Genomic DNA, 21,957 nt, shown 5'->3' with positions numbered 1-21,957 from the left:
ACCCAATCGAGGTATTCCCCATGATGAAAGGTGGCATGGCCGGCCTGATGAAGCAGGCCCAGCAAATGCAGGAAAAGATGCAGAAGATGCAGGAAGAGCTGGCCAACGCCGAAGTCACCGGCCAGTCCGGTGGTGGCCTGGTGAGCGTGGTGATGACCGGTCGTCACGACGTCAAGCGTGTCAGCATCGACCAGAGCCTGATGTCGACTGATGAAGACGACAAGGAAGTGCTGGAAGACCTGATCGCCGCTGCACTGAACGACGCCGTGCGCAAGGTCGAGCAGAACAGCCAGGACAAGATGGGCAGCATGACCGCCGGCATGCAGCTGCCGCCGGGCTTCAAGATGCCGTTCTAAAGGCATTTGCGTTACTGAAAAAACCGCCGCTGACGACAGCGGCGGTTTTTTTATGCGCTCTCGCGGTCGACGCGGTTTGCTTTTATTGTGGGAAAAACAGACCGCGCAGGGCTGGAGGCTGATTTGACGCCGCCGCCCCCGCTGGGTATAAACCGCCTCTTATTGAATTGTCAGGCCTTCCACATGAGTTTCAGCCCCCTCATCCGCCAACTGATCGATGGCCTGCGCATCCTGCCAGGTGTCGGCCAGAAAACCGCCCAGCGCATGGCCCTGCAACTGCTCGAGCGTGACCGCAGTGGCGGCCTGCGCCTGGCCCAGGCCTTGACCCAGGCCATGGAAGGGGTTGGGCATTGCCGTCAGTGCCGCACCCTGACCGAGCAGGAGTTGTGCCCGCAATGTGCCGACCCGCGCCGTGACGATACCCAATTGTGCGTGGTCGAAGGGCCGACCGATGTGTATGCAGTGGAGCAGACCGGTTACCGTGGCCGCTACTTCGTGCTCAAGGGCCACTTGTCACCGCTGGACGGGCTGGGGCCGGAGGCGATCGGGATTCCGCAGCTGATGGCGCGGATCGAGGAGCAGGGCACCTTCACCGAGGTGATCCTGGCGACCAACCCGACGGTGGAAGGGGAGGCGACGGCGCATTACATTGCCCAGTTGCTGAGCGAGAAGGGCCTGGTGGCGTCGCGGATTGCCCATGGCGTGCCGCTGGGTGGCGAGTTGGAGCTGGTGGATGGTGGGACCTTGGCGCATGCCTTTGCCGGGCGGCGGCCGATTTCGCTCTGATTGAGAACTGTTGGGGCCGCTTTGCGGCCCATCGCGACACAAGGCCGCTCCTACAGGGACCGCGCAGACTTGAATGCGGCGCGGTCCCTGTAGGAGCGGCCTTGTGTCGCGATGGGCTGCAGAGCAGCCCCAAAACCCAACTCAGTATTCGCTAAGAGAAAACTCGGTCAGGCAGAAGGTAGGCACCCCAGCCGCCTGCAACCGGCGCGACCCCTCCAGCTCCGGCAAATCAATGATCGCCGCCGCCTCGAACACCTGCGCCCCGGTCCGGCGCACCAGGTTGGCCGCTGCCAGCAGCGTACCGCCAGTAGCAATCAGATCATCGAAGATCAACACCGAATCCCCTTCGCACAGGCTGTCGGCATGCACCTCCAGGAAGGCTTCGCCATACTCGGTCTGATAACCCTCGCTCAGCACGTCAGCCGGCAGCTTGCCCTGCTTGCGGAACAGGATCAGTGGCTTGTTCAGCTGGTGGGCGATGATCGAGCCGATCAGAAAGCCCCGCGCGTCCATGGCGCCGATATGGCTGAACTCGGCTTCGACATAGCGCTCGATGAACTGGTCGGCCACATAGCGCAGCCCGCGCGGCGACTGGAACAGCGGGGTGATATCGCGGAAGATCACGCCCGGTTTGGGGAAGTCCACTACCGGGCGGATCAGGGCTTTGAGGTCGAAGGCGTCGCTGTGCATTGTTGCGGGTATCCTGGGAAAACGAATGCCCAAGTATACCCGCTAAACGCCGGCCTCAGGCCTCCATTGCGCCACCGGCCAGCGCGCACAGCTGGATCGGGTCGAGAATGTGCACTTCCTTGCCTTCGGCACGAATAAGGCCATTTTGCTGGAAGCGGGTGAACACCCGCGATACGGTTTCCACCGCCAGGCCCAGGTAGTTGCCGATTTCGTTGCGCGACATGCTCAGGCGGAACTGGTTGGCCGAATAGCCGCGGGCGCGGAAGCGAGCCGACAGGTTGACCAGGAAGGTGGCAATACGTTCGTCGGCGGTCTTTTTCGACAGCAGCAGCATCATTTGCTGGTCGTCGCGGATTTCCCGGCTCATTACCCGCATCAGCTGGCGGCGTAGCTGCGGCAGCTGCACCGACAGTTCGTCGAGGCGCTCAAACGGGATTTCACACACCGAAGTGGTTTCCTGGGCCTGGGCCGACACCGGGTAGGCCTCGGTGTCCATGCCCGACAGGCCGACCAGTTCGCTGGGCAGGTGGAAGCCGGTGATCTGCTCTTCGCCGCTGTCGCTGAGGCTGAAGGTTTTCAGGGCGCCGGAACGTACTGCGTAGACCGAGCCGAAATTGTCACCTTGGCGGAACAGGAACTCGCCTTTTTTCAGCGGTCGCCCACGCTTGACGATTTCATCCAGTGCATCCATGTCTTCCAGGTTGAGCGACAGGGGCAGGCACAGGGGGGCCAGGCTGCAGTCCTTGCAATGGGCCTGGTTGTGTGGGCGCAGTTTGACTGGCTCGGACATTTTCATCGATCCTTGTGGGAAAGCACACATAAGACGTAAGGGTAACTCACGGCGTAGGTTGTAGGCCAGCGTGCGCTGTTGTGGTGCGAGCGGGCCAGGCCCTGGCGGGTGTGCGCCAGGGCCTTCGCTGTGCCCATAGTGTGCCTGGCAAGGAAACTTGTCCATGCGGTTGAACGACTCGGTTTCAGATCACCCGCGAAAAGCGCTGGCGGTTGTGCATCGCCAGGTAGGCGTCGAACACCATGCACACCGAGCGCGCCAGCAGGCGGCCGGCAGGCAGGATGCGGATGCCTTTGTCATCCAGGCGGATCAGGCCGTCGCGCTGCAAGGTCAGCAGTTCTGGCCAGAGGTCGTTGAAGTAACCGCGGAAATCGATGGTGAAGGCCTGTTCGATCGGCTCGAAATCCAGCTCGAAATGGCAGATCAGCTGCTGGATCACCGCCCGGCGGATGCGGTCGTCGTGGTTGCACAGCAAGCCGCGCTGGGTGGCCAGCTGGGCGTTGGACAGGCTGTCCTGATAGGTGTTGAGGTCGCTGCTGTTCTGGCAGTACAGGTCGCCGATCTGGCTGATGGCCGACACGCCCAGGCCGATCAGGTCGCAGTGCCCATGGGTGGTGTAGCCCTGGAAGTTGCGCTGCAGGGTGCCTTCTTCCTGGGCGATGGCCAGCTCGTCGTCGGGCAGGGCGAAGTGGTCCATGCCGATGTAGCGGTAGCCGGCTGCGGTCAGCTGGTCGATAGTGGCGTGCAGCATCTCCAGCTTGGCGGCCGCGCTGGGCAGGTCGTTGCTGTCGATGCGCCGTTGCGGCATGAAGCGCTCGGGCAGGTGGGCGTAGTTGAACACCGACAGGCGGTCGGGTTGCAGGCGGATCACTTCTTCGACGGTGCGGGCAAAGCCTTCCGGGGTCTGCCTGGGCAGGCCGTAGATCAGGTCGAGGTTGATCGAGCGGAACTGCAGGGTGCGCGCGGCTTCGATCAGGGTGCGCGTCTGCTCCAGGCTCTGCAGGCGGTTGACCGCGCGCTGCACGGCCGGGTCGAGGTCCTGCACGCCCAGGCTGACGCGGTTGAAGCCCAGCTCGCGGAGCAGGCCCATGGTCGACCAGTCCGCTTCGCGCGGGTCGATCTCGATGCCATAGTCGCCGGAGTCGTCATCCAGCAGGTGGAAGTGCTGACGCAGGGTGGCCATCAGCTGGCGCAGTTCCACATGGCTGAGGAAGGTTGGTGTGCCGCCGCCAAAATGTAGCTGTTCAACACGCTGTTTAGGGTCGAGGTGACAGGCGATCAGCTGGATTTCCTGCTCCAGGCGCTGCAGGTAGGGCGCCGCGCGGGCGCGGTCCTTGGTAATGACCTTGTTGCAGGCGCAGTAGTAGCAGATGTTGGCGCAGAACGGCACGTGTACGTACAGCGACAGCGGGCGCGCGGCCCGACGGCTCTCGCGCAGGGCGTGGAGCAGGTCGAACGAGCCCACTTCGCTGTGCAGTTGCACGGCGGTCGGGTAGGAGGTGTAGCGTGGCCCGGCGAGATCGTAGCGGCGGATCAGGTCGGTATCCCAACGTAGGTCGTCGAGCATGAGGGCGGTCCCCGGAAAGAGCAGCAGTGCCCGGAGTCTATGGCCGTCTGTAGGAATCTGTGTTGATTTGTATCAAGGGCATTGGGGCTGCTATCAGCCGTTCGCAGGGCCCTGTGGGAGCGGGCATGCCCGCGAAGGGCCGCACGGCGGCCCCCAATCAATGCCCCATCAACCAATGCTGATGCGGCCCAGGCAGCGTCCAGATACCAAACAGCATCACCAGCACCCCGCCAGCCACTCGCACACTGCGCCGTTTCAACAAAATGTTTACCCGTTCCGCAGCCAAGCCGGTAGCCAGCAGCACTGGCCAGGTTCCCACACCGAACGCCAGCATCAGCGCCGCGCTGTACCCGGCATTGCCCTGGCTGGCCGCCCACAGCAAGGTGCTGTACACCAGCCCGCATGGCAACCACCCCCACAAGGCCCCCAGCAACAACGCCCGGGGCAGGCTGGACACTGGCAGCAAGCGGGATGCCACCGGCTGGATATGCCGCCACAGCCCCCGGCCCAGCGCCTCGATGCGGGTCAGCCCGCTCCACCAGCCGGCCAGGTACAACCCCATGGCGATCAACAGCAGCGCCGCCACCACGCGCAGCCCCAGGGCCGCCGGGCTGCTGGCCACGGCCCAGCCGGCCAGGCCCAGCAGCAGGCCGGCACAGGCATAACTGAGAATGCGCCCAAGGTTGTAGGCCAGCAGCAGGCGCAAGCGCCGGCCACGTTGTTCGGGCGGTATGGCAAGGGTCAGCGCACCCATCAGGCCGCCGCACATGCCCAGGCAGTGGCCACCGCCGAGCAGGCCGAGGATCAACGCCGAGCCCAGCAGGGGCAGCAGGTCAGGCACGGGGCGGGGCTTCCTTGTCGGTCTCGGCCTGGTTGTCGTCAGGCTTCACCGCCGCCTGGTGGCGCGGGTCCTGGTCGTCGAACAGGATGCTGTGGGCAGGGCTTTCCAGGTCGTCGTACTGGCCGCTGTCCACCGCCCAGAAGAAGATGTACACGGCCACGCCGACCAACAGCAGGGCCGCGGGGATCATGACATAGAGGGCGGGCATGGCGACTTCCTCGCGGGCAAGGGCGCTTCGTTCGCTGGCAAGCCCGATGCCAGGGGCAGGCGGGTCAGGCGCAGGGCGTTGAGTACCACGATCAGTGAACTGACCGACATGCCGATGGCCGCCCAGACCGGAGTGATCCAGCCAAGCGCGGCGAACGGCAACATCAGGCCATTATACAGGGTCGCCCACAGCAGGTTCTCGACGATGTTGCGGCGGGTCCGGCGGGCCAGCTCGAAGGCCTGTACCAGCGCCTGCAGGCGGTTGGACAGCAGCACGGCGTCGGCGCTGGTCTTGGCCAGGTCGGTGGCGCTGCCCATGGCGATGCTGATGTCGGCGGCGGCCAGAACCGGCACGTCGTTGACTCCGTCACCCAGCATCAGCACCTTGCGCCCGGCGGCCTGCAGCGCCTTCAGCCGGTCCAGTTTGTCGTCCGGGCGCAGGCCACCGATGGCCTGATCGATGCCCAACTGCGCAGCTACTTCAGCAACCATCGGCGAGCTGTCGCCAGATAGCAACAGCGTGCGCCAGCCCCTGGCCTTGCAGGCCGCCAGCAGGGCTGGGGCATCGTCGCGCAGGCGGTCGTCAAGGCCGAACCAGGCCAGCGGGCCTTGGCGGTCGCCCAGCAGCAGCCACTGGCCGCGCGGCTCTGGGACGCCGGGGATTTCCGCGCCGCTCAGGGCGCAGACGAAGGTCGCCTGGCCAATACGCAGACGCTGGCCTTCGACCAGCCCTTCCAGGCCCAGGCCCGGTATGGTCTGCACATCGTCAGCAGGCGTGGCGGTGCGGCCGAAGGCACGGGCGATGGGGTGTTCGGAGCGGTTCTCCAGCGCTGCAGCCAGGGCCAGGCAGCGCTCGGCGGGCAGGCTGCCGAGCGGGCGAATGCTGCGCAAGGTCAGGCGGCCTTCGGTCAGCGTGCCGGTCTTGTCGAAAATCACCGTGTCGATCTGGTTCAGGCCTTCCAGTACATGGCCACGGGTCACCAGCAGGCCGAGCTTGTGCAAGGTGCCGGTGGCCGCGGTCAGCGCCGTCGGTGTGGCCAGGGACAGCGCGCAAGGGCAGGTCGCTACCAGCATGGCCAGCACGATCCAGAACGCCCGCGCCGGGTCCAGGTACCACCACCACAGGCCGATGGCCGCGGCGGCCAGCAGCGAGAACAGCAGGAACCACTGCGAGGCCCGGTCGGCGATTTCGGCCAGGCGTGGTTTTTCGGTCTGGGCGCGCTCCAGCAGGCGGACGATGGCCGACAGCCGCGAGTCGTGGCCGAGGGCTTCGACTGCCACGTTCAGGGTGCTTTCAACGTTCAGGGTACCGCCGGTGACCCGCTCGCCGACCTGCCGCGGCTGCGGCAGGTATTCACCGGTCAGTAAAGACTCATCGACGCTGGAGCGGCCTTCGACGATGCGCCCGTCGGCAGGAATTACCGAGCCTGGCAGCACCTGTACCGTGTCACCGCGCTGCAGCTCGCTGAGCAGGATGCGTTCGCTGCGGCCGATAGCATCCAGGCGCAGGCACGAGGCCGGCAGCAGGTTCACCAGCTGCGCAGTGGCCGCAGCGGTGCGTTCGCGGGCGCGGCGCTCCAGGTAACGGCCAGTGAGCAGGAACAGCGCGAACATGCCCACGGTGTCGAAATACAGCTCGCCGCTGCCGGTGATAGCGGTCCAGATGCCGGCGCCGAAGGCCAGGCCAATGGCCAGTGACACCGAAACGTCCATGGTCAGGTGGCGGGTACGCAGGTCGCGTGCCGCGCCCTTGAAGAACGGAGCGCAGCTGTAGAACACGATGGGGATGGTCAGGAACAGCGCCACCCAGCGCAGGATGGTGTGCAGCTCGGGCGACAGGTCGATGTTGAATTCCGGCCAGGTGGCCATGGTTGCCATCATTGCCTGGAACCACAGCAGCCCGGCCACGCCCAGGCGGCGCAGGGCGCTGCGGTTCTCGCGGGCCAGTTGCTCGGCGGCCTGGTCGGGCTGATAGGGGTGTGCGGCGTAGCCGATCTGGCGCAGCTCGGCGAGCAGGCGCGAGAGCGGCAGTTGCTTGACATGCCAGTTCAGCAGCAGGCGGTGGTTGGACAGGTTCAGGCGCGCCTCGGCGACGCCGGGCAGGTTGCGCAGGTGCTTTTCGATCAGCCAGCCGCAGGCGGCGCAGCTGATACCTTCGACCAGCAGGGTGGTTTCGGCCAGGTCGCCAGCATGGCGAACGAAGGTTTGCTGTACGTCGCTGCGGTCGTAGAGGGCCAGTTCGTCCTGGAGCTGCTTGGGCAGGGCCTCGGGGTTGGCGCTGTTGTCGCTGCGGTGCTGGTAGTAGTGCTCCAGGCCACCGGCAACGATCGATTCGGCCACCGCCTGGCAGCCGGGGCAGCAGAACTGCCGGGGCTGGCCGAGAACCACGGCGGTGAAGCGGCTGCCGGCGGGGACGGGCAGGGCGCAGTGGTAGCAGGGGGTGGGTTGGGTCATCACATCGTTGCCTTAAACATATCGGCCGGCTGGGCAAGGCACCTGTGGGAGCGGGTTTACCCGCGAATGCGTCAGACCTGAAAACATCATCGCCTGATCTGACGCATTCGCGGGTGAACCCGCTCCCACAGGGCGCGGCGGAGGTGCGTTTATTGGTGCTCGGCACCTTGCAAGGCTTCATCACCCAGCTGCAAGGTCACACCATGCTCCACTTTCTCTTCCTCGAACAAGCGCCAAACCTGGCCACCTTCGCTGCCCAGCAGCTCGACGAAGCGACGCCCGTCAACCTTGTCTTCCAGCTGCCCCACATAGCGCCCAGCCTCGACCCGGCTCAGCAGCACCTTGCGGTCTTTCTCCGGCTGGGTTGGCGATATCAGGTTCAGCTCCAGGCTCTGCGGGTCGCTGTTGCCGGCCAGGCGCACGTCCACTTCGCCGGTCAGCTCGTCCAGGTGCACGCCGGCCTTCAGGCCCAGCGTCTGTGCCAGCAGTTCCCGGTCCAGCGAGCGGTTGATGCCCTTGCCTGCCTCGTAGTAGTTGTCGTTCACCAGGTTGTCCGGGTTGTGCACGGCGATGCTGACCATGGTCAGGCTCAGGCACACCGAGGTGGCGAGGATGCCGATGATGATCCAGGGCCAGAGGTGCTTGTACCAGGGGCTGGCGGCGGTGGCAGGCATTGTGGGTTATCTCTCTTAGCGGATCTGTGGGCCGATGAAGCGGCTCTTGGCTTCAACCTGGGCGTCGCTGTCATCGGCGCTCTTGAGGATGAAGGTGATTTCGTTGGTGGTCGACGGCAGTTTCTCGGGCGCGATCGACAGCTGCACCGGCAGGCTGACGATATCACCAGCGTCCACGCGGATCTCGCGCTGGCCTTCAAGCTTCAGGTCCGGCAGGCCGGTGGCGTCCAGCACGTAGACGTGGTCACGCTGGTCCTTGTTCATCACCTTCAGGCTGTACACGTTCTCGATCCGGCCCTGGGCGTTCTCGCGGTACAGCACGCGGTCCTTGCTCACGTCGAAACCGACCAGCGAACGGGTGGCGAAGGCGGTGGCCAGGCCGACGATCATCACCAGCAGTACCACGGCATAGCCGATCAGGCGCGGGCGCAGCAGGTGGGTCTTCTGCCCGGAAAGGTTGTGCTCGGTGGTGTAGCTGATCAGCCCCCTGGGGTAGTTCATCTTGTCCATGATGTTGTCACAGGCGTCGATGCACGCGGCGCAGCCGATGCACTCGATCTGCAGGCCGTCACGGATGTCGATGCCGGTGGGGCAGACCTGCACGCACATGGTGCAGTCGATGCAGTCACCCAGGCCCGCGGCCTTGTAGTCCAGGTCCTTTTTACGCGGGCCGCGGGTTTCGCCACGGCGCGGGTCGTAGGAAACGATCAGCGTGTCCTTGTCGAACATCACGCTCTGGAAGCGCGCGTAGGGGCACATGTACACACATACCTGCTCGCGCAGCCAGCCGGCGTTGCCGTAGGTGGCGAGGGTGAAGAAGCCGACCCAGAAGTAGGCCCAGCCGTCGGCCTGGCCTGTGAAGAATTCGGTGGCCAGTTCACGGATCGGCGAGAAATAGCCGACGAAGGTCATGCCGGTGACGAAACCGATCAGCAGCCACAGGCTGTGCTTGGCGAACTTGCGCAGGAACTTGTTGCCGCTCATGGGGGCTTTGTCGAGCTTCATGCGCTGGTTGCGGTCGCCCTCGGTGACCTTTTCGCACCACATGAAAATCCATGTCCACACGCTTTGCGGGCAGGTGTAGCCGCACCACACGCGGCCGGCGAACACGGTGATGAAGAACAGACCGAAGGCGGCCACGATGAGGATGCCTGAAAGCAGGATGAAGTCTTGCGGCCAGATGGTGGCGCCGAAGATGTAGAACTTGCGCTCGGGCAGGTTCCACCACACGGCCTGGTGGCCGCCCCAGTTCAACCACACGGTGCCGAAGTACAGCAGGAACAGCACAGCCCCGCCGACCATGCGCAGGCGTCGGAACAGGCCGGTGAAGGCACGGGTGTAGATCTTTTCCCGGGAGGCGTAGAGGTCGACGGAATCCTTCCCTTTGTTGGCAGGCGGGGTGACGTCATGTACCGGAATTTGCTTGCTCATCATCAAGTCCCACGGCAGTGGAGAAACGCCGCAGCCAGTGCGTGCCGGCCGCAGTCTCGCGCAATCTGCTAGCGCTCTGCGGCCCATGATACGCCGCTGATGGCAGTATGGGGCTGCACTGCGACCTTTAGTCGCGTTGGGTTCGTGGTATGAATCGTGTTATGGCGGGTGTCAATTGATCCAGGTCATTTCCCTGAGAGAAATGCTGTGTCTTTGCTGGCCTCTTCGCGGGTGAACCCGCTCCCACAGGGATCGCACAGGTCCTGAGGCAAGCGCAGTACCTGTGGGAGCGGGTTTACCCGCGAAGAGGCCGGGCCTGCTTACTCGGCCTTGGCCGGCTCAGCCTGCTGCGACAGGCTGTACACATACGCAGCCAGCAAGTGCACCTTGTCATTACCTTGCAGCTGCTCCTGGGCCGGCATCTGTCCCTGGCGACCGTAGCGGATGGTCTGCTGCAACTGGGCAAAGCTTGAACCGTAGATGAACGCCTGCGGGTGGGTCAGGTTCGGTGCGCCCATTGCCGGCGTACCCTTGCCCTCAGGCCCGTGACAGGCCACGCAGTTGGCGGCGAAGATCTTCTGCCCGTTCTCGGCATCGGCCTTCACGCCCTCTGGCAGCGTACGGCCATCGAGCTTGCTGACCACGAACGCGGCCACATCGGCCACGCCCTGGTCACCGATCACCTCGGCCCAGGCCGGCATCACGCCGTGGCGGCCGCCCATGATGGTGGTCTTGATGGTGTCCGGCTCGCCGCCCCAGCGCCAGTCGTTGTCGGTGAGGTTGGGGAAGCCGAAGGCGCCCTTGGCGTCGGAGCCGTGGCAAACCGAGCAGTTCGAGGCAAACAGCCGCGCGCCCATCTTCAGTGCCTGCGGGTCCTTGGCCACTTCTTCGATTGGCATGGCGGCGAACTTGGCGAAGATCGGCCCGAAGCGGGCGTCGGCCTTGGCCATTTCCTTTTCCCACTCATGCACGCCGGTCCAGCCTGGCTGGCCGTTGGAGAACTCGGTCTGCTTGTCGTTATCCAGGTACGAGTAGCCCGGCAGGACGCCTTTCCAGTTGCCCAGGCCTGGGTACAGCACCAGGTAGCCGAGGGCGAAGACGATGGTGCCGACGAACAGCCAGAACCACCATTTCGGCAGCGGGTTGTCGTATTCCTCGATGCCATCGAAGGCATGCCCGACGGTTTCGTCGGTGACCTCTTCGCGCTGGCCCTTGCGGGTCGACAGCAGCAGCCAGGTCAACGAGAAGATGGTGCCCAGGGTCAGGACGGTAACGTACAGACTCCAGAAGGTTGTCATTGTTTTTTGCTCCCAGAAGCTTTTGCTTGCTCGACGTGCCGGCTGGCTTCGGGGTCATCCGCGAAGGGCAGTTGGGTCGCTTCGTCGAAGTCCTTCTTGCGCCGTGGGTTGAACACCCACAGCGCCAGGCCCACGAATGCCACCATCACCACGACGGTGCCCAGGCCGCGAATCATCCCGATATCCATCAGCGTCACCGTTTGCTCTTGATGATGGTGCCAAGACCCTGGAGGTACGCGACGATGGCGTCCATTTCGGTCTTGCCCTTGACCGCGTCGCTGGCCCCGGCGATGTCGGCGTCGGTGTACGGCACACCGAGGGTGCGCAGCACTTCCATCTTCTTCGCGGTGTCCTTGCCATCGAGCTTGTGCTCGACCAGCCACGGGTAGGACGGCATCTTCGATTCCGGTACCACGTTGCGCGGGTTGTACAGGTGCGCACGGTGCCAGTCATCGGAGTAGCGGCCACCGACCCGGGCCAGGTCCGGCCCGGTACGCTTGGAGCCCCACAGGAACGGGTGGTCCCACACGCTTTCACCGGCCACCGAGTAGTGGCCATAGCGCTCGGTTTCGGCACGGAACGGGCGGATCATCTGCGAGTGGCAGCCCACGCAGCCTTCGCGGATGTAGATATCGCGGCCCTCAAGTTCCAGCGCGGTGCGCGGCTTCATGCCTTCCACGGGCTTGTTGGTGACGTCCTGGAAAAACAGCGGGACGATCTGGGTCAGGCCACCGACGCTCACGGCGATGACCATGAAGAAGGCCAGCAGGCCTATGTTCTTCTCGACGGCTTCATGCTTCATCAGTGCGCTCCCACGACGACGATCTTGGCGGCTTCCTCTGCCTGTGCCGGGTTGGCGGCACGTACGGTGCGGAACACGTTGTAGGCCATCAGCAGCATGCCGCTGGCGAAGAACGCACCGCCCAGGGCGCGGACGATATAGCCAGGGTGGCTGGCTTGCAGGGCTTCGACGAAGGAGTAGGTGAGGGTGCCGTCATCGTTGATGGCGCGCCACATCAGGCCCTGGGTGATGCCGTTTACCCACATCGAGGCGATGTACAGCACGGTACCGATGGTGGCCAGCCAGAAGTGCGCGTTGATCAGGCCGACGCTGTGCATCTGCTCGCGGCCATACAGGCGCGGGATCATGTGGTACACGGCGCCGATCGAGATCATCGCTACCCAGCCGAGGGCGCCGGCGTGAACGTGGCCGATGGTCCAGTCGGTGTAGTGCGACAGCGAGTTCACGGTCTTGATGGCCATCATCGGGCCTTCGAAGGTGGACATGCCGTAGAACGCCAGCGACACCACCAGGAAGCGCAGGATCGGGTCGGTGCGCAGTTTGTGCCAGGCACCGGACAGGGTCATCATGCCGTTGATCATGCCGCCCCAGCTTGGTGCCAGCAGGATGATCGACATCACCATGCCCAGCGACTGTGCCCAGTCAGGCAGCGCGGTGTAGTGCAGGTGGTGCGGGCCGGCCCAGATGTACAGAGTGATCAGCGCCCAGAAGTGCACGATCGACAGGCGATACGAGTAGATCGGGCGTTCGGCCTGCTTGGGTACGAAGTAGTACATCATCCCCAGGAAGCCGGTGGTGAGGAAGAAGCCCACGGCGTTGTGGCCGTACCACCACTGGATCATCGCATCGGTAGCGCCGGAGTAGGCCGAGTACGACTTGAACAGGCTTACCGGCAGCGAGATGTGGTTGACGATGTGCAGCATCGCGGTAACCACGATGAAGGCGCCGTAGAACCAGTTGCCGACATAGATGTGCTTGGTCTTGCGCTTGACGATGGTGCCGAAGAACACCAGCCCGTAGGTGACCCAGACGATGGCCAGCAGGATCGCCAGCGGCCACTCGAGCTCGGCGTATTCCTTGGTGGTGGTGTAGCCCATCGGCAGGGTGATCAGCGCCCCGACGATCACCGCCTGCCAACCCCAGAAGGTGAAGGCGGCCATGCTGTCTGATATCAGCCGGGTCTGGCAGGTGCGCTGCACCACGTAGTAGCTGGTGCCAAACAGCGCACAGCCCCCGAAGGCGAAGATCACCAGGTTGGTGTGCAGCGGGCGCAGGCGGCCGAAGCTGGTCCAGGGCAGGTCCAGGTTCAGTTGCGGCCATACCAGCTGCGAGGCGATGAAGACGCCGAGGCCCATGCCAAGGATCCCCCAGACCACCGTCATGATGGCGAACTGGCGGACGACCTTATAGTTATAAGCAGTCGGACTGATTGCTGTGCTCATTGCTAAGGTTCCACGGTTTTGATGTTCTTGTTGGTCGAAAAATCGGCGCCAGTATTGATAACCATCAGGGTTACTGCAACGCAACTTTGGTACGCCGACCCGTGCCCGAGCCCGTTCACTGATGTCCCGCAGCGATCGGGTCTGGACGATTGTACACAAATAAATATTTGTAATGTGTACCGTTTTTCGCCTTTTTCTGATCGATCGGTCAAGCTTTTTATCGGGACGGCGACAGGCTACGCGCCGTGTCTGCTTCGGTCCTTTCGGAGCGAGGCCCACTGAGGCAACAAGCTTAGTTGTGTTCGGAGGGGGTGCAAGGGAGGGTAGAGCGGGGGCAAGGTGGGAATGGGGCTGCTTTGCAGCCCGTCGCGACACAAGGCCGCTCCTACAGGGAGTACGCGGTCCCTTGTAGGAGCGGCCTTGTGTCGCGATAGGGCCGCAAAGCGGCCCCTTGGCGGTATTACTTGGCAGTCACGGTTTCAGCAGCACCATCCTGCGACAGGCTATACACATATGCCGCCAGCAGGTGCACCTTGTCGTTGCCCTGGATCTCCGCCTGCGCCGGCATCTGACCCTGGCGACCATAGCGAATGGTCTGCTGCAGCTGGGCAAAGCTCGACCCGTAGATGAACGCCTGCGGATGGGTCAGGTCTGGCGCGCCCATGGCCGGAGTGCCCTTGCCTTCAGGCCCGTGGCAGGCCACGCAGTTGCCGGCGAAGATCTCCTTGCCCTTGGCCGGGTCGGCCTTGGCGCCTTCCGGCAGGCTGCGGCCGTCCATGCTGGTCAGCACGAACGCAGCCACATCGGCCACGCCCTGCTCGCCAATCACCTCAGCCCAGGCCGGCATCACGCCATGGCGGCCGTTCAGGATCGAAGCCTTGATGGTTTCCGCTTCACCACCCCAGCGCCAGTCCTTGTCGGTGAGGTTTGGGAAGCCAAAGGCACCCTTGGCATCCGAGCCGTGGCACACCGAGCAGTTGGAGGCGAACAGGCGGCTGCCCATCTTCAGCGCCTGCGGGTCCTTGGCCACTTCTTCCACGGGCATGGCAGCATACTTTGCGAAGATCGGGCCGAATTTTGCGTCGGCCTTGTCCATTTCCTTCTGCCATTCGTTGGCGCCGGTCCAGCCATTTTCATAGCCCGGCAAGATGCCCTTCCAGTTGCCCAGGCCCGGGTAGAGGATCAGGTAGCCGACCGAGAACACCAGGGTGCCGACGAACAGCCAGAACCACCACTTGGGCAGCGGGTTGTCGTATTCCTCGATGCCGTCGAAGCTGTGGCCCATGGTCTGGTCGGTGGTGTTGTTGCTCTGGCCCTTGCGGGTGGCGAGCAGCAGCCAGGTCAGGCCAACCAGGCTACCAATGGTCAGTACGCAGATGTACGTACTCCAGAAGGTGGTCATTGCCCGTTACTCCTTTTTGCAGCAGGTTCCTGTCCGGCAGACGGCAGGCGGTCGTCGACGAAGGGCAGCAGGCGCGCTTCGGCGAAATCATGGTCGCGGCGGCGGTTGAATACCCACAGGGTGAGGCCGATGAAGGCGATCATCACCACCAGGGTACCCAGGCCGCGGATCATGCCGATGTCCATTCCCATCGCATTCACCTCTTGTTCTTGATCGCGGTGCCGAGCACCTGCAGGTAGGCGACCAGGGCGTCCATCTCGGTCTTGCCCTTGACCGCGTCGCGGGCTCCGGCGATGTCGTCGTCGCTGTACGGCACACCGAGGGTGCGCAAGGTGCGCATCTTGGTGTCGGTATGGCTGTTGTCGACCTGCTGGGCGACCAGCCATGGGTACGACGGCATCTTCGATTCCGGCACCACGTTGCGCGGGTTGTACAGGTGTGCACGGTGCCAGTCGTCCGAGTAGCGGCCGCCGACCCGGGCCAGGTCTGGCCCGGTGCGCTTGGAGCCCCACAGGAACGGGTGGTCCCACACGCTTTCACCAGCCACCGAGTAGTGGCCATAGCGCTCGGTTTCGGCGCGGAACGGGCGGATCATCTGCGAGTGGCAGCCCACGCAGCCTTCGCGGATGTAGATGTCGCGGCCTTCCAGCTGCAGCGCGGTGTAAGGCTTCATGCCTTCCACCGGCTTGTTGGTGACGTCCTGGAAGAACAGCGGGACGATCTGGGTCAGGCCGCCGATACTGACGGCAAACACCATCAGCAGGGCCAGCAGGCCGACGTTTTTCTCGATGACTTCATGTTTCATCAGGCAGGTCTCCTCAAGCCAGCTGGGCGTTCGCAGGGGCGACATCGAGCGCCGGCGAACGCACGGTGCGCCAGGTGTTCCAGGCCATCAGGAACATGCCGCTGAGGAAGATCGCACCGCCGACGAAGCGCACGATGAAGCCTGGGTGGCTGGCCACCAGGGTTTCCACGAACGAGTAGGTGAGCGTGCCGTCGCTGTTGACCGCGCGCCACATCAGGCCCTGGGCGATGCCGTTGACCCACATCGAGGCGATGTACAGCACCGTACCGATGGTAGCCAGCCAGAAGTGCGCGTTGATCAGGCCGATGCTGTACATGCGCTCCTTGCCGAACACTTTCGGGATGGTGTGGTACAGCGCACCGATCGAGATCATCGCCACCCAGCCGAGGGCGCCGGCGTGCACGTGGCCGATGGTCCAGTCGGTGTAGTGGGACAGGGCGTTGACCGTCTTGATGGCCATCATCGGGCCTTCGAAGGTGGACATGCCGTAGAACGCCAGCGACACCACGAGGAAGCGCAGGATCGGGTCGCTGCGCAGTTTGTGCCAGGCGCCGGACAGGGTCATCATGCCGTTGATCATGCCGCCCCAGCTTGGTGCCAGCAGGATCAGCGACATCACCATGCCCAGCGACTGCGCCCAATCGGGCAGGGCGGTGTAGTGCAGGTGGTGTGGGCCGGCCCAGATGTACAGGGTGATCAGCGCCCAGAAGTGCACGATCGACAGGCGATAGGAATACACCGGGCGTTCGGCCTGCTTGGGCACGTAGTAGTACATCATCCCAAGGAAGCCCGCGGTCAGGAAGAAGCCCACCGCGTTGTGCCCGTACCACCACTGCACCATGGCGTCGGTAGCGCCGGCGTAGATCGAGTACGACTTGGTCATGCTGACTGGCAGTTCCAGGTTGTTGACGATGTGCAGCATCGCCACGGTGAGGATGAACCCGCCGAAGAACCAGTTACCGACGTAGATGTGCTTGGTGTTGCGCTTCATCAGCGTGCCGAAGAACACGATGGCGTAGCTCACCCAGACGATGGTGATCAGGATGTCGATCGGCCATTCCAGTTCGGCGTATTCCTTGGAGCTGGTGTAGCCCAGCGGCAGGCTGATGGCCGCCAGCAGGATCACCAGTTGCCAGCCCCAGAAGGTGAACGCGGCCAGGCCCGGTGCGAACAGGGTGGTCTGGCAGGTGCGTTGCACCGAATAATAGGAGGTGGCGAACAGCGCACAGCCGCCGAAGGCGAAGATCACCGCATTGGTATGCAGGGGACGCAGGCGGCCGAAGCTGGTCCAGGGGAGGTCGAAGTTGAGGGAAGGCCAGGCGAGCTGGGCGGCGATGAAGACGCCGAGCCCCATCCCGACGATTCCCCACACCACCGTCATGATGGCGAATTGGCGGACCACCTTGTAGTTATAGGCGGTACTGCTGGTTGTGTTCATGTATGGGTTCCCATCCACGGTTATTTGGCAGGCTTTACAGCGAGGCAAGCATGATTAATGGGCAAAGTGCCGGTATTGACGGGGATCAATGGGCGAAGGTCGGAAATGTCCCAGGCTTGCGCTGCGATCCCCCGCACGTTCGGGGCAATGGCGGCTACAGGGGGTGCCTGATCCTGGCCCACGGCGCAGGCGCGCCGATGGACAGCGGCTTCATGGACGAAATGGCGCAAAGGCTTGCGGCGCTTGGGGTAGGGGTAGTGCGCTTCGAGTTCCCGTACATGGCCGAGCGCAGGGTTTCCGGCGGCAAGCGGCCGCCAAACCCGCAGAAGGTGTTGCTGGAATGCTGGCGCGAGGTGTACCGGCAGGTGCGACCTTTGGTCGCGGGCAAGCTGGCGGTGGGAGGCAAGTCCATGGGCGGCCGCATGGCCAGCCTGCTGGCCGACGAGTTGGGGGCGGATGCACTGGTGTGCCTGGGCTATCCGTTCTATGCGGTGGGCAAACCGGAGAAGCCACGAGTCGAGCACCTGGCGGAGTTACAGACGCCGACGTTGATCGTGCAGGGCGAGCGCGATGCGCTGGGTAACCGCGAGGCGGTGGCAGGGTATGCGTTATCGCCGGCGATCGAGGTGAGCTGGCTGGTGGCGGGGGATCATGACCTGAAGCCGCTGAAGGCCTCGGGGTTCAGCCATGAGCAGCATTTGCAGGCGGCGGCCGAAAAGGTTGCGGCATTCCTGTCGCGATAGTGCTGGATTCTTCGCGGGTGAACCCGCTCCCACAGGTTCACAACAGGTCTGAAAGCTGTGCAGTACCTGTGGGAGCGGGTTTACCCGCGAAGAGGCCGGAACAGGCTATTGCTTAGTCGCGGTACTCGCACAGGTAAGCGGTATCCACCTTCACCTGCAGCTGGAACTTGCTGTCAGCCGGCACGTTGAACTTGTCGCCTGCCTTGAAAGTTTCCCAGTTGTCGCTACCTGGCAGCTTCACGGTCAGCGCACCCGAAACCACGTGCATGATCTCGCGCTTGGCAGTGCCAAACTCGTATTCGCCCGGGGCCATCACACCGACAGTGGCCGGGCCTTCTTCGCCCGCGAATGCGATCGACTTGACGGTGCCGTTGAAGTACTCGTTGACCTGGAACATGGGCGACTCCTGAAAGGGGAGATGAAAAAGGGCTGGCCAGTATGCCCAAGCCCACGGGCCTCGTCATCTGCTTTCAGGTAGCGTCCGCCGGCAGGCTCAACGGCAGCAGCCGCGCGGTATTGCGCGCATCTTCCAGGGCCCGATGCTGCTGCCCGCAAAAGTGCATGCCAGCCAACTGCAGTGCACCATTGAGCCCAGCAGGGCGCTGCAGGTGGCGGGCCTTGGCGAAGCGTTGCTTGAGGTTGATGTGCGGCAGGGTCCGCAGCAGGCTGTCCAGCCCATGCTGCTGCCACTCCTGGTGCAATTGCTGGCGGTCGTAGTCGCCCCAGCTGACCCAGGCCTGAAGCTGCCCACGGTGGTGCCCGAGCCAATGCTCGAAGCTTGCCCATACTTCGCGGAACGACGCGGCACTGTCCACGCTGGCCTGGCTGATATGGGTCAGCTCACGACAGAACGGTGTCAACTGCGGCCGCCGCCGAGGCTTCACGAAGCGCTGGAAGTGGTCGACCTCGCGGCCTTCGCGGGTAACCAGGCTTGCGCCGATTTCAATGACTTCCATCTCTGTGACCGGCCACCCACCATCGTCGGTGGTGGCTTCCAGGTCGATCACCAACCAATGGCCCATACCAGGCTCCCTTGCAGATCCTGCTAGAGCGTAGCCAAACTCAGGGCATCCGGCACCCCCTGGCAATTTGCCCGCAGCTTTGGCGCAAAGTGCCACCAACCGGCAGTTGTGCCCGGAACGGAAAACGCCTAGCTTAGGCGGACCCAGGCATGAACCGTGATGAGTGTCCGTCTTGACTCCAGCGCCCGGCCTCAAGGCCCTCTCTCCACTGATGCTGCTGGCCGTGTTCTGGCTGGCGGCGCCGGCATGGGCTGCCGATGCCGTCGAGGTGAGGATTGGTGCGGCGCATTTCCCGCCGTACACGGTACGCCCCGAGCAGGGTGCCGACAGCGGCCTGTTGCCGCAGCTGGTCGAAGCGCTCAACCGCGCGCAGCAGCGCTACCGCTTCGTCGTGGTGCCCACCTCCATCCAGCGGCGTTTTGGTGACCTTCAGCAAGGCCGCACCGACATGGCCATTTTCGAGAACCCGGCGTGGGGCTGGCAGCAGATCGCCCACCAGAGCGTGGACATGGGCCTGGAAGATGCCGAGGTGTTCGTCGCCCGCCAGGCCAATGGCCGTGACCCGAGTTACTTCGACGACCTGCACGGCAAGCGCCTGGCGCTGTTCAACGGCTACCACTATGCGTTCGCCGGCTTCAACTCCGACCCGGACTACCTGCGCAAGACATTCAACGCGACCCTGACCTATTCCCACGACAGCAACTTGCTGATGGTGCAGGCCGGCCGCGCCGACATCGCCTTGGTCACACGCTCCTACCTCAGCGATTTCCTGGCGCGCAACCCGGCTACCCGGGAGCAATTGGTGCCCTCGCAGCGCATCGACCAGGTCTATCACCACTATGCCTTGCTGCGCCCGGGGGCACCCATCGGCGAGCAGTCGTTCGCGGCACTGCTGCGCGCCCTGCGCGAAAGCGGCGAGCTGGCGCGCATCTTCGAGCCCTACCGCATCACGGTGGCCGCCCCCCACGACTAAATTCCCGTAGTGCGGCAACGTTTTCAGCAGTGAGCCTTTTCATCATTGCCGTGAGTCAAGCCCATGCCGTTCGATGCCGCTTCGCAGCCCCAGTCCGCGCCACGCTGGCGCAGCCTCAGTGCCGAGGAGGGTGACAGCTGGCTGAGCCTGTCCCTCGAAGGCCGCCCACTGATCGAGTTGCGCCTGGAGGTGGGCGCTACCCCGCATGTTCACCTCGAGCGGCTGTGCCCCGAGCGCCCCTATCAGGCATTGTGGGCCGCCTGTTATTGGTTACTGGCCCGCAACACCGCCTGCCAGCGCCTGGCCTGGCACCTGCCCGAGCCGTTGCCTCAGGCATTGGCCAGTGGCCTGCTGCTGGCTGGTGAGCAGCCTGGACAATACCTGTGCGAGCGGGCGCTGTTCTGGCAACTGCCACAACCGTGGCTAGGCGAACGGGCCGATGTGGCATACCCGCAGCAGATGCAGATCAGCGACGGCAAACGCCACCCACGCCGCGTGCCCAAGCCTCGTGGCGAGGTGTACCGGCGCTTCGATACGCGTCTGGGCAGTTGGGTATCGCTGCGTACCTTGGAGATCGAGCACGACCTTGAACGCTTCAACCGCTGGCAGAACAACCCGCGGGTAGCGGCGTTCTGGCAAGAGGCTGGCACCCTTGCGCAGCACCGCGAATACCTGGGCAAACTCGAGGCCGACCCGCATGCGTTGACGCTGATCGGCTGCTTCGATGACCAGCCGTTTGCCTACTTCGAGGCGTACTGGGCCAAGGAAGACCGCATTGCGCCGTTCTATCCGGCCGACGACTACGACCGCGGCATCCACATGCTGGTAGGGGAGGAGAGCCACCGCGGGCCGCACAAGGTGGCCAGCTGGCTTTCGGCGCTGGTGCACTACCTGTTCCTGGATGACCCGCGCACCCAGCGGGTGGTGGCCGAGCCGCGTGCAGACAACGGCAAGATGATCGGCTACATGCACGACCAGTGCTTCCACTGCGACAAGGAGTTCGACTTCCCGCACAAGCGGGCGGCGTTGATGATCCTGGGGCGGGAGCGGTTTTTCGAGCGTTGCAAACTGGCTTGAGGGCCAAGGGGCCGCTGTGCGGCCTTGTGGGAGCGGGTTCACCCGCGAAGAATGCGACATGATGCATGGCACCGGCTATGCCGGTGTTCGCGGGTAAACCCGCTCCCACACGCGCCCTCAGCCACCTTGAAGGATCAGGCCTGCCGACTGGCCGTCTTGCGGCAATGCACCAGCGCATCTCGGATCATGAAGTTGACCAGCGTCGGCGACACGCCCAGCTCCTTGGCAATGTCTTTCTGCGGCACGCCATGCAGGCGGTACATCTCGAAGGCATAGCGGGTGCGCTGGGGAAGTTCGTTCAGCGCCTCGGCAATGTCATCCAGCGCGGCGAGGTTGATGTGGGTGGCTTCGGGGGAGGCATTTTGCACGACCACGTTCATGCCTTCCTCCTCGCTGCCGGAGTACTTCAGCTCCATCGCCTGCTTGCGATAGTGGTCGATGGCCAGGTTGCGCACGATCTGGAACAGGTAGCTCAGCTGCGCCTTGAATGACGAGGTGATCTGCGGGGCGGCGCTGAGCCGGAAAAAGGCATCCTGCACCACATCTTCGGCGCGCGACCGGCAGCCGGTGATGCGGGCAGCGATCTTGACCAGGATGCTGCGGTTGTCGACGAAGGCCTGGAGTAATGGTGAATCGCACTTACTTGTGGATAGTTGTTCCGCCATGGAAATCACCTTGTCACAGAGAGGAAAGGACGCACCCAAATTTGGGAAGCTTCCTACGACGGGCGACAAGCTATTCAGAATGATAATGATTGTCAAATGCGAAATGTAATTAGTTTCATGTGATTTCGGTTCTAAGGCGCAGGGGTGGCTGGGGGTAGGTCATGGCATTTTCAGCGCCTAGGAGATCGAGCGCCGCCCGCGCGGCGCTTCGCGGGGCAAGCCCGCTCCCACATTTGTTGCAACGTGGCCATGCCTGTGGGAGAGGCGTTGCCAGCCTTGGTGCAAGGCTTGAGACAAGTGGGGCGGCAGCAATGCCAACTCAGGAATCCAGCCAGCCCAACAAGGCTGACAACCATGACCTGTCAGGTTCGGCACGTTGCAACAAATGTGGGAGCGGGCTTGCCCCGCGAAGCGCCGCGCGGGCGGCGCTGGATCTGCCAGGCGCCACACCTCTCAAGGCATAAACCCACCAACTTTCACACAACCCAAAACCC

24 protein-coding genes are annotated in these 21,957 nt (G+C 63.7%); 5 read left to right on the top strand and 19 right to left on the bottom strand.

Annotated elements, in window-relative coordinates:
• The first annotated feature begins 20 nt into the window (after positions 1–20).
• Both J5M58_RS10905 and recR read left to right on the top strand, forming a co-directional pair.
• Positions 21–356 carry a YbaB/EbfC family nucleoid-associated protein gene (locus J5M58_RS10905; protein WP_003259671.1) on the top strand — a complete coding sequence of 112 codons (336 nt, stop codon included), beginning with the start codon at positions 21–23 and terminating at the stop codon, positions 354–356.
• 183 nt (positions 357–539) lie between these two features.
• Complete coding sequence (gene recR / locus J5M58_RS10900; RefSeq protein ID WP_051101044.1) at positions 540–1,142, top strand: recombination mediator RecR; 603 nt, start codon at positions 540–542, stop codon at positions 1,140–1,142.
• 141 nt (positions 1,143–1,283) lie between these two features.
• On the opposite strand, the gene J5M58_RS10895 is transcribed toward recR, so the two are convergent.
• The 16 genes from J5M58_RS10895 to ccoN (J5M58_RS10820) form a co-directional block, all read right to left on the bottom strand.
• Positions 1,284–1,832: an adenine phosphoribosyltransferase gene (locus tag J5M58_RS10895; protein ID WP_054573138.1), complete on the bottom strand. Its 549-nt coding sequence runs from the start codon at positions 1,830–1,832 to the stop codon at positions 1,284–1,286.
• 55 nt (positions 1,833–1,887) lie between these two features.
• Positions 1,888–2,622, bottom strand: coding sequence for a Crp/Fnr family transcriptional regulator FnrA (gene fnrA, locus J5M58_RS10890; protein WP_015271145.1), 735 nt, complete (start codon positions 2,620–2,622; stop codon positions 1,888–1,890).
• 184 nt (positions 2,623–2,806) lie between these two features.
• On the bottom strand, positions 2,807–4,189 hold the full coding sequence (hemN, locus tag J5M58_RS10885) for an oxygen-independent coproporphyrinogen III oxidase (protein WP_207878124.1): 1,383 nt from the start codon (positions 4,187–4,189) through the stop codon (positions 2,807–2,809).
• 157 nt (positions 4,190–4,346) lie between these two features.
• Positions 4,347–5,030, bottom strand: a complete 684-nt coding sequence (locus J5M58_RS10880; protein ID WP_112253027.1) for a sulfite exporter TauE/SafE family protein — start codon at positions 5,028–5,030, stop codon at positions 4,347–4,349.
• On the bottom strand, positions 5,023–5,238 hold the full coding sequence (gene ccoS, locus J5M58_RS10875) for a cbb3-type cytochrome oxidase assembly protein CcoS (protein WP_207878123.1): 216 nt from the start codon (positions 5,236–5,238) through the stop codon (positions 5,023–5,025). Before ccoS ends, J5M58_RS10880 begins: the two co-directional genes overlap by 8 nt.
• Positions 5,217–7,691, bottom strand: a complete 2,475-nt coding sequence (locus J5M58_RS10870; RefSeq protein ID WP_207878122.1) for a heavy metal translocating P-type ATPase — start codon at positions 7,689–7,691, stop codon at positions 5,217–5,219. Before J5M58_RS10870 ends, ccoS begins: the two co-directional genes overlap by 22 nt.
• A gap of 149 nt (positions 7,692–7,840) precedes the next feature.
• Positions 7,841–8,365: a FixH family protein gene (locus J5M58_RS10865; RefSeq protein WP_075045875.1), complete on the bottom strand. Its 525-nt coding sequence runs from the start codon at positions 8,363–8,365 to the stop codon at positions 7,841–7,843.
• A gap of 15 nt (positions 8,366–8,380) precedes the next feature.
• On the bottom strand, positions 8,381–9,796 hold the full coding sequence (gene ccoG, locus J5M58_RS10860) for a cytochrome c oxidase accessory protein CcoG (RefSeq protein ID WP_112253024.1): 1,416 nt from the start codon (positions 9,794–9,796) through the stop codon (positions 8,381–8,383).
• A gap of 320 nt (positions 9,797–10,116) precedes the next feature.
• The gene (gene ccoP / locus J5M58_RS10855; protein ID WP_112253023.1) at positions 10,117–11,094 is read right to left on the bottom strand and encodes a cytochrome-c oxidase, cbb3-type subunit III; all 978 of its coding nucleotides are present in this window, start codon (positions 11,092–11,094) and stop codon (positions 10,117–10,119) included.
• Positions 11,091–11,282 (bottom strand): CcoQ/FixQ family Cbb3-type cytochrome c oxidase assembly chaperone, encoded by a 192-nt coding sequence (locus J5M58_RS10850; RefSeq protein WP_003259925.1) that lies wholly within the window; start codon positions 11,280–11,282, stop codon positions 11,091–11,093. The genes ccoP (J5M58_RS10855) and J5M58_RS10850 overlap by 4 nt, the downstream gene beginning before the upstream one ends.
• A gap of 5 nt (positions 11,283–11,287) precedes the next feature.
• Positions 11,288–11,896 (bottom strand): cytochrome-c oxidase, cbb3-type subunit II, encoded by a 609-nt coding sequence (ccoO, locus tag J5M58_RS10845; RefSeq protein WP_112253022.1) that lies wholly within the window; start codon positions 11,894–11,896, stop codon positions 11,288–11,290.
• Positions 11,896–13,338, bottom strand: coding sequence for a cytochrome-c oxidase, cbb3-type subunit I (gene ccoN, locus J5M58_RS10840; protein ID WP_114170175.1), 1,443 nt, complete (start codon positions 13,336–13,338; stop codon positions 11,896–11,898). Before ccoN (J5M58_RS10840) ends, ccoO (J5M58_RS10845) begins: the two co-directional genes overlap by 1 nt.
• 460 nt (positions 13,339–13,798) lie before the next feature.
• Positions 13,799–14,740 (bottom strand): cytochrome-c oxidase, cbb3-type subunit III, encoded by a 942-nt coding sequence (gene ccoP, locus J5M58_RS10835; protein WP_112253020.1) that lies wholly within the window; start codon positions 14,738–14,740, stop codon positions 13,799–13,801.
• Entirely contained in the window at positions 14,737–14,931 is a 195-nt protein-coding gene (locus tag J5M58_RS10830) for a CcoQ/FixQ family Cbb3-type cytochrome c oxidase assembly chaperone (protein ID WP_087499892.1), read from the bottom strand. The genes ccoP (J5M58_RS10835) and J5M58_RS10830 overlap by 4 nt, the downstream gene beginning before the upstream one ends.
• Positions 14,932–14,936: 5 nt before the next feature.
• Complete coding sequence (gene ccoO, locus J5M58_RS10825; protein ID WP_112253019.1) at positions 14,937–15,545, bottom strand: cytochrome-c oxidase, cbb3-type subunit II; 609 nt, start codon at positions 15,543–15,545, stop codon at positions 14,937–14,939.
• A 13-nt stretch (positions 15,546–15,558) separates the two neighbouring features.
• On the bottom strand, positions 15,559–16,983 hold the full coding sequence (gene ccoN, locus J5M58_RS10820; protein WP_207878121.1) for a cytochrome-c oxidase, cbb3-type subunit I: 1,425 nt from the start codon (positions 16,981–16,983) through the stop codon (positions 15,559–15,561).
• 50 nt (positions 16,984–17,033) lie between these two features.
• Here ccoN (J5M58_RS10820) and J5M58_RS10815 point away from each other — a divergent pair, with 50 nt between their 5' ends.
• Positions 17,034–17,726 carry an alpha/beta family hydrolase gene (locus tag J5M58_RS10815; RefSeq protein ID WP_112253018.1) on the top strand — a complete coding sequence of 231 codons (693 nt, stop codon included), beginning with the start codon at positions 17,034–17,036 and terminating at the stop codon, positions 17,724–17,726.
• Positions 17,727–17,838: 112 nt separating this feature from the next.
• Here the strand turns inward: J5M58_RS10815 and J5M58_RS10810 are convergent, their stop codons facing one another.
• Both J5M58_RS10810 and J5M58_RS10805 read right to left on the bottom strand, forming a co-directional pair.
• Positions 17,839–18,123, bottom strand: coding sequence for a pyrimidine/purine nucleoside phosphorylase (locus J5M58_RS10810; RefSeq protein ID WP_003259920.1), 285 nt, complete (start codon positions 18,121–18,123; stop codon positions 17,839–17,841).
• Between the two features lie 73 nt (positions 18,124–18,196).
• Complete coding sequence (locus J5M58_RS10805; RefSeq protein WP_112253017.1) at positions 18,197–18,748, bottom strand: exonuclease domain-containing protein; 552 nt, start codon at positions 18,746–18,748, stop codon at positions 18,197–18,199.
• A gap of 172 nt (positions 18,749–18,920) precedes the next feature.
• Here J5M58_RS10805 and J5M58_RS10800 point away from each other — a divergent pair, with 172 nt between their 5' ends.
• Both J5M58_RS10800 and J5M58_RS10795 read left to right on the top strand, forming a co-directional pair.
• A complete protein-coding gene (locus J5M58_RS10800; RefSeq protein ID WP_207878150.1) occupies positions 18,921–19,721 on the top strand; it encodes an ABC transporter substrate-binding protein in 801 nt (266 codons plus the stop codon).
• A gap of 63 nt (positions 19,722–19,784) precedes the next feature.
• Complete coding sequence (locus J5M58_RS10795) at positions 19,785–20,798, top strand: GNAT family N-acetyltransferase (RefSeq protein WP_112253015.1); 1,014 nt, start codon at positions 19,785–19,787, stop codon at positions 20,796–20,798.
• 134 nt (positions 20,799–20,932) lie between these two features.
• On the opposite strand, the gene J5M58_RS10790 is transcribed toward J5M58_RS10795, so the two are convergent.
• Entirely contained in the window at positions 20,933–21,463 is a 531-nt protein-coding gene (locus J5M58_RS10790) for an RNA polymerase factor sigma-70 (RefSeq protein ID WP_112253014.1), read from the bottom strand.
• Positions 21,464–21,957: the final 494 nt, after the last annotated feature.

Origin of the sequence: Pseudomonas sp. 32_A (assembly GCF_017490905.1) — a bacterium.
Lineage (GTDB): Bacteria > Pseudomonadota > Gammaproteobacteria > Pseudomonadales > Pseudomonadaceae > Aquipseudomonas > Aquipseudomonas inefficax.
The sequence above is the reverse complement of the archived record's forward strand: the minus strand, read 5'-3'. Positions and strand labels throughout refer to the sequence as shown.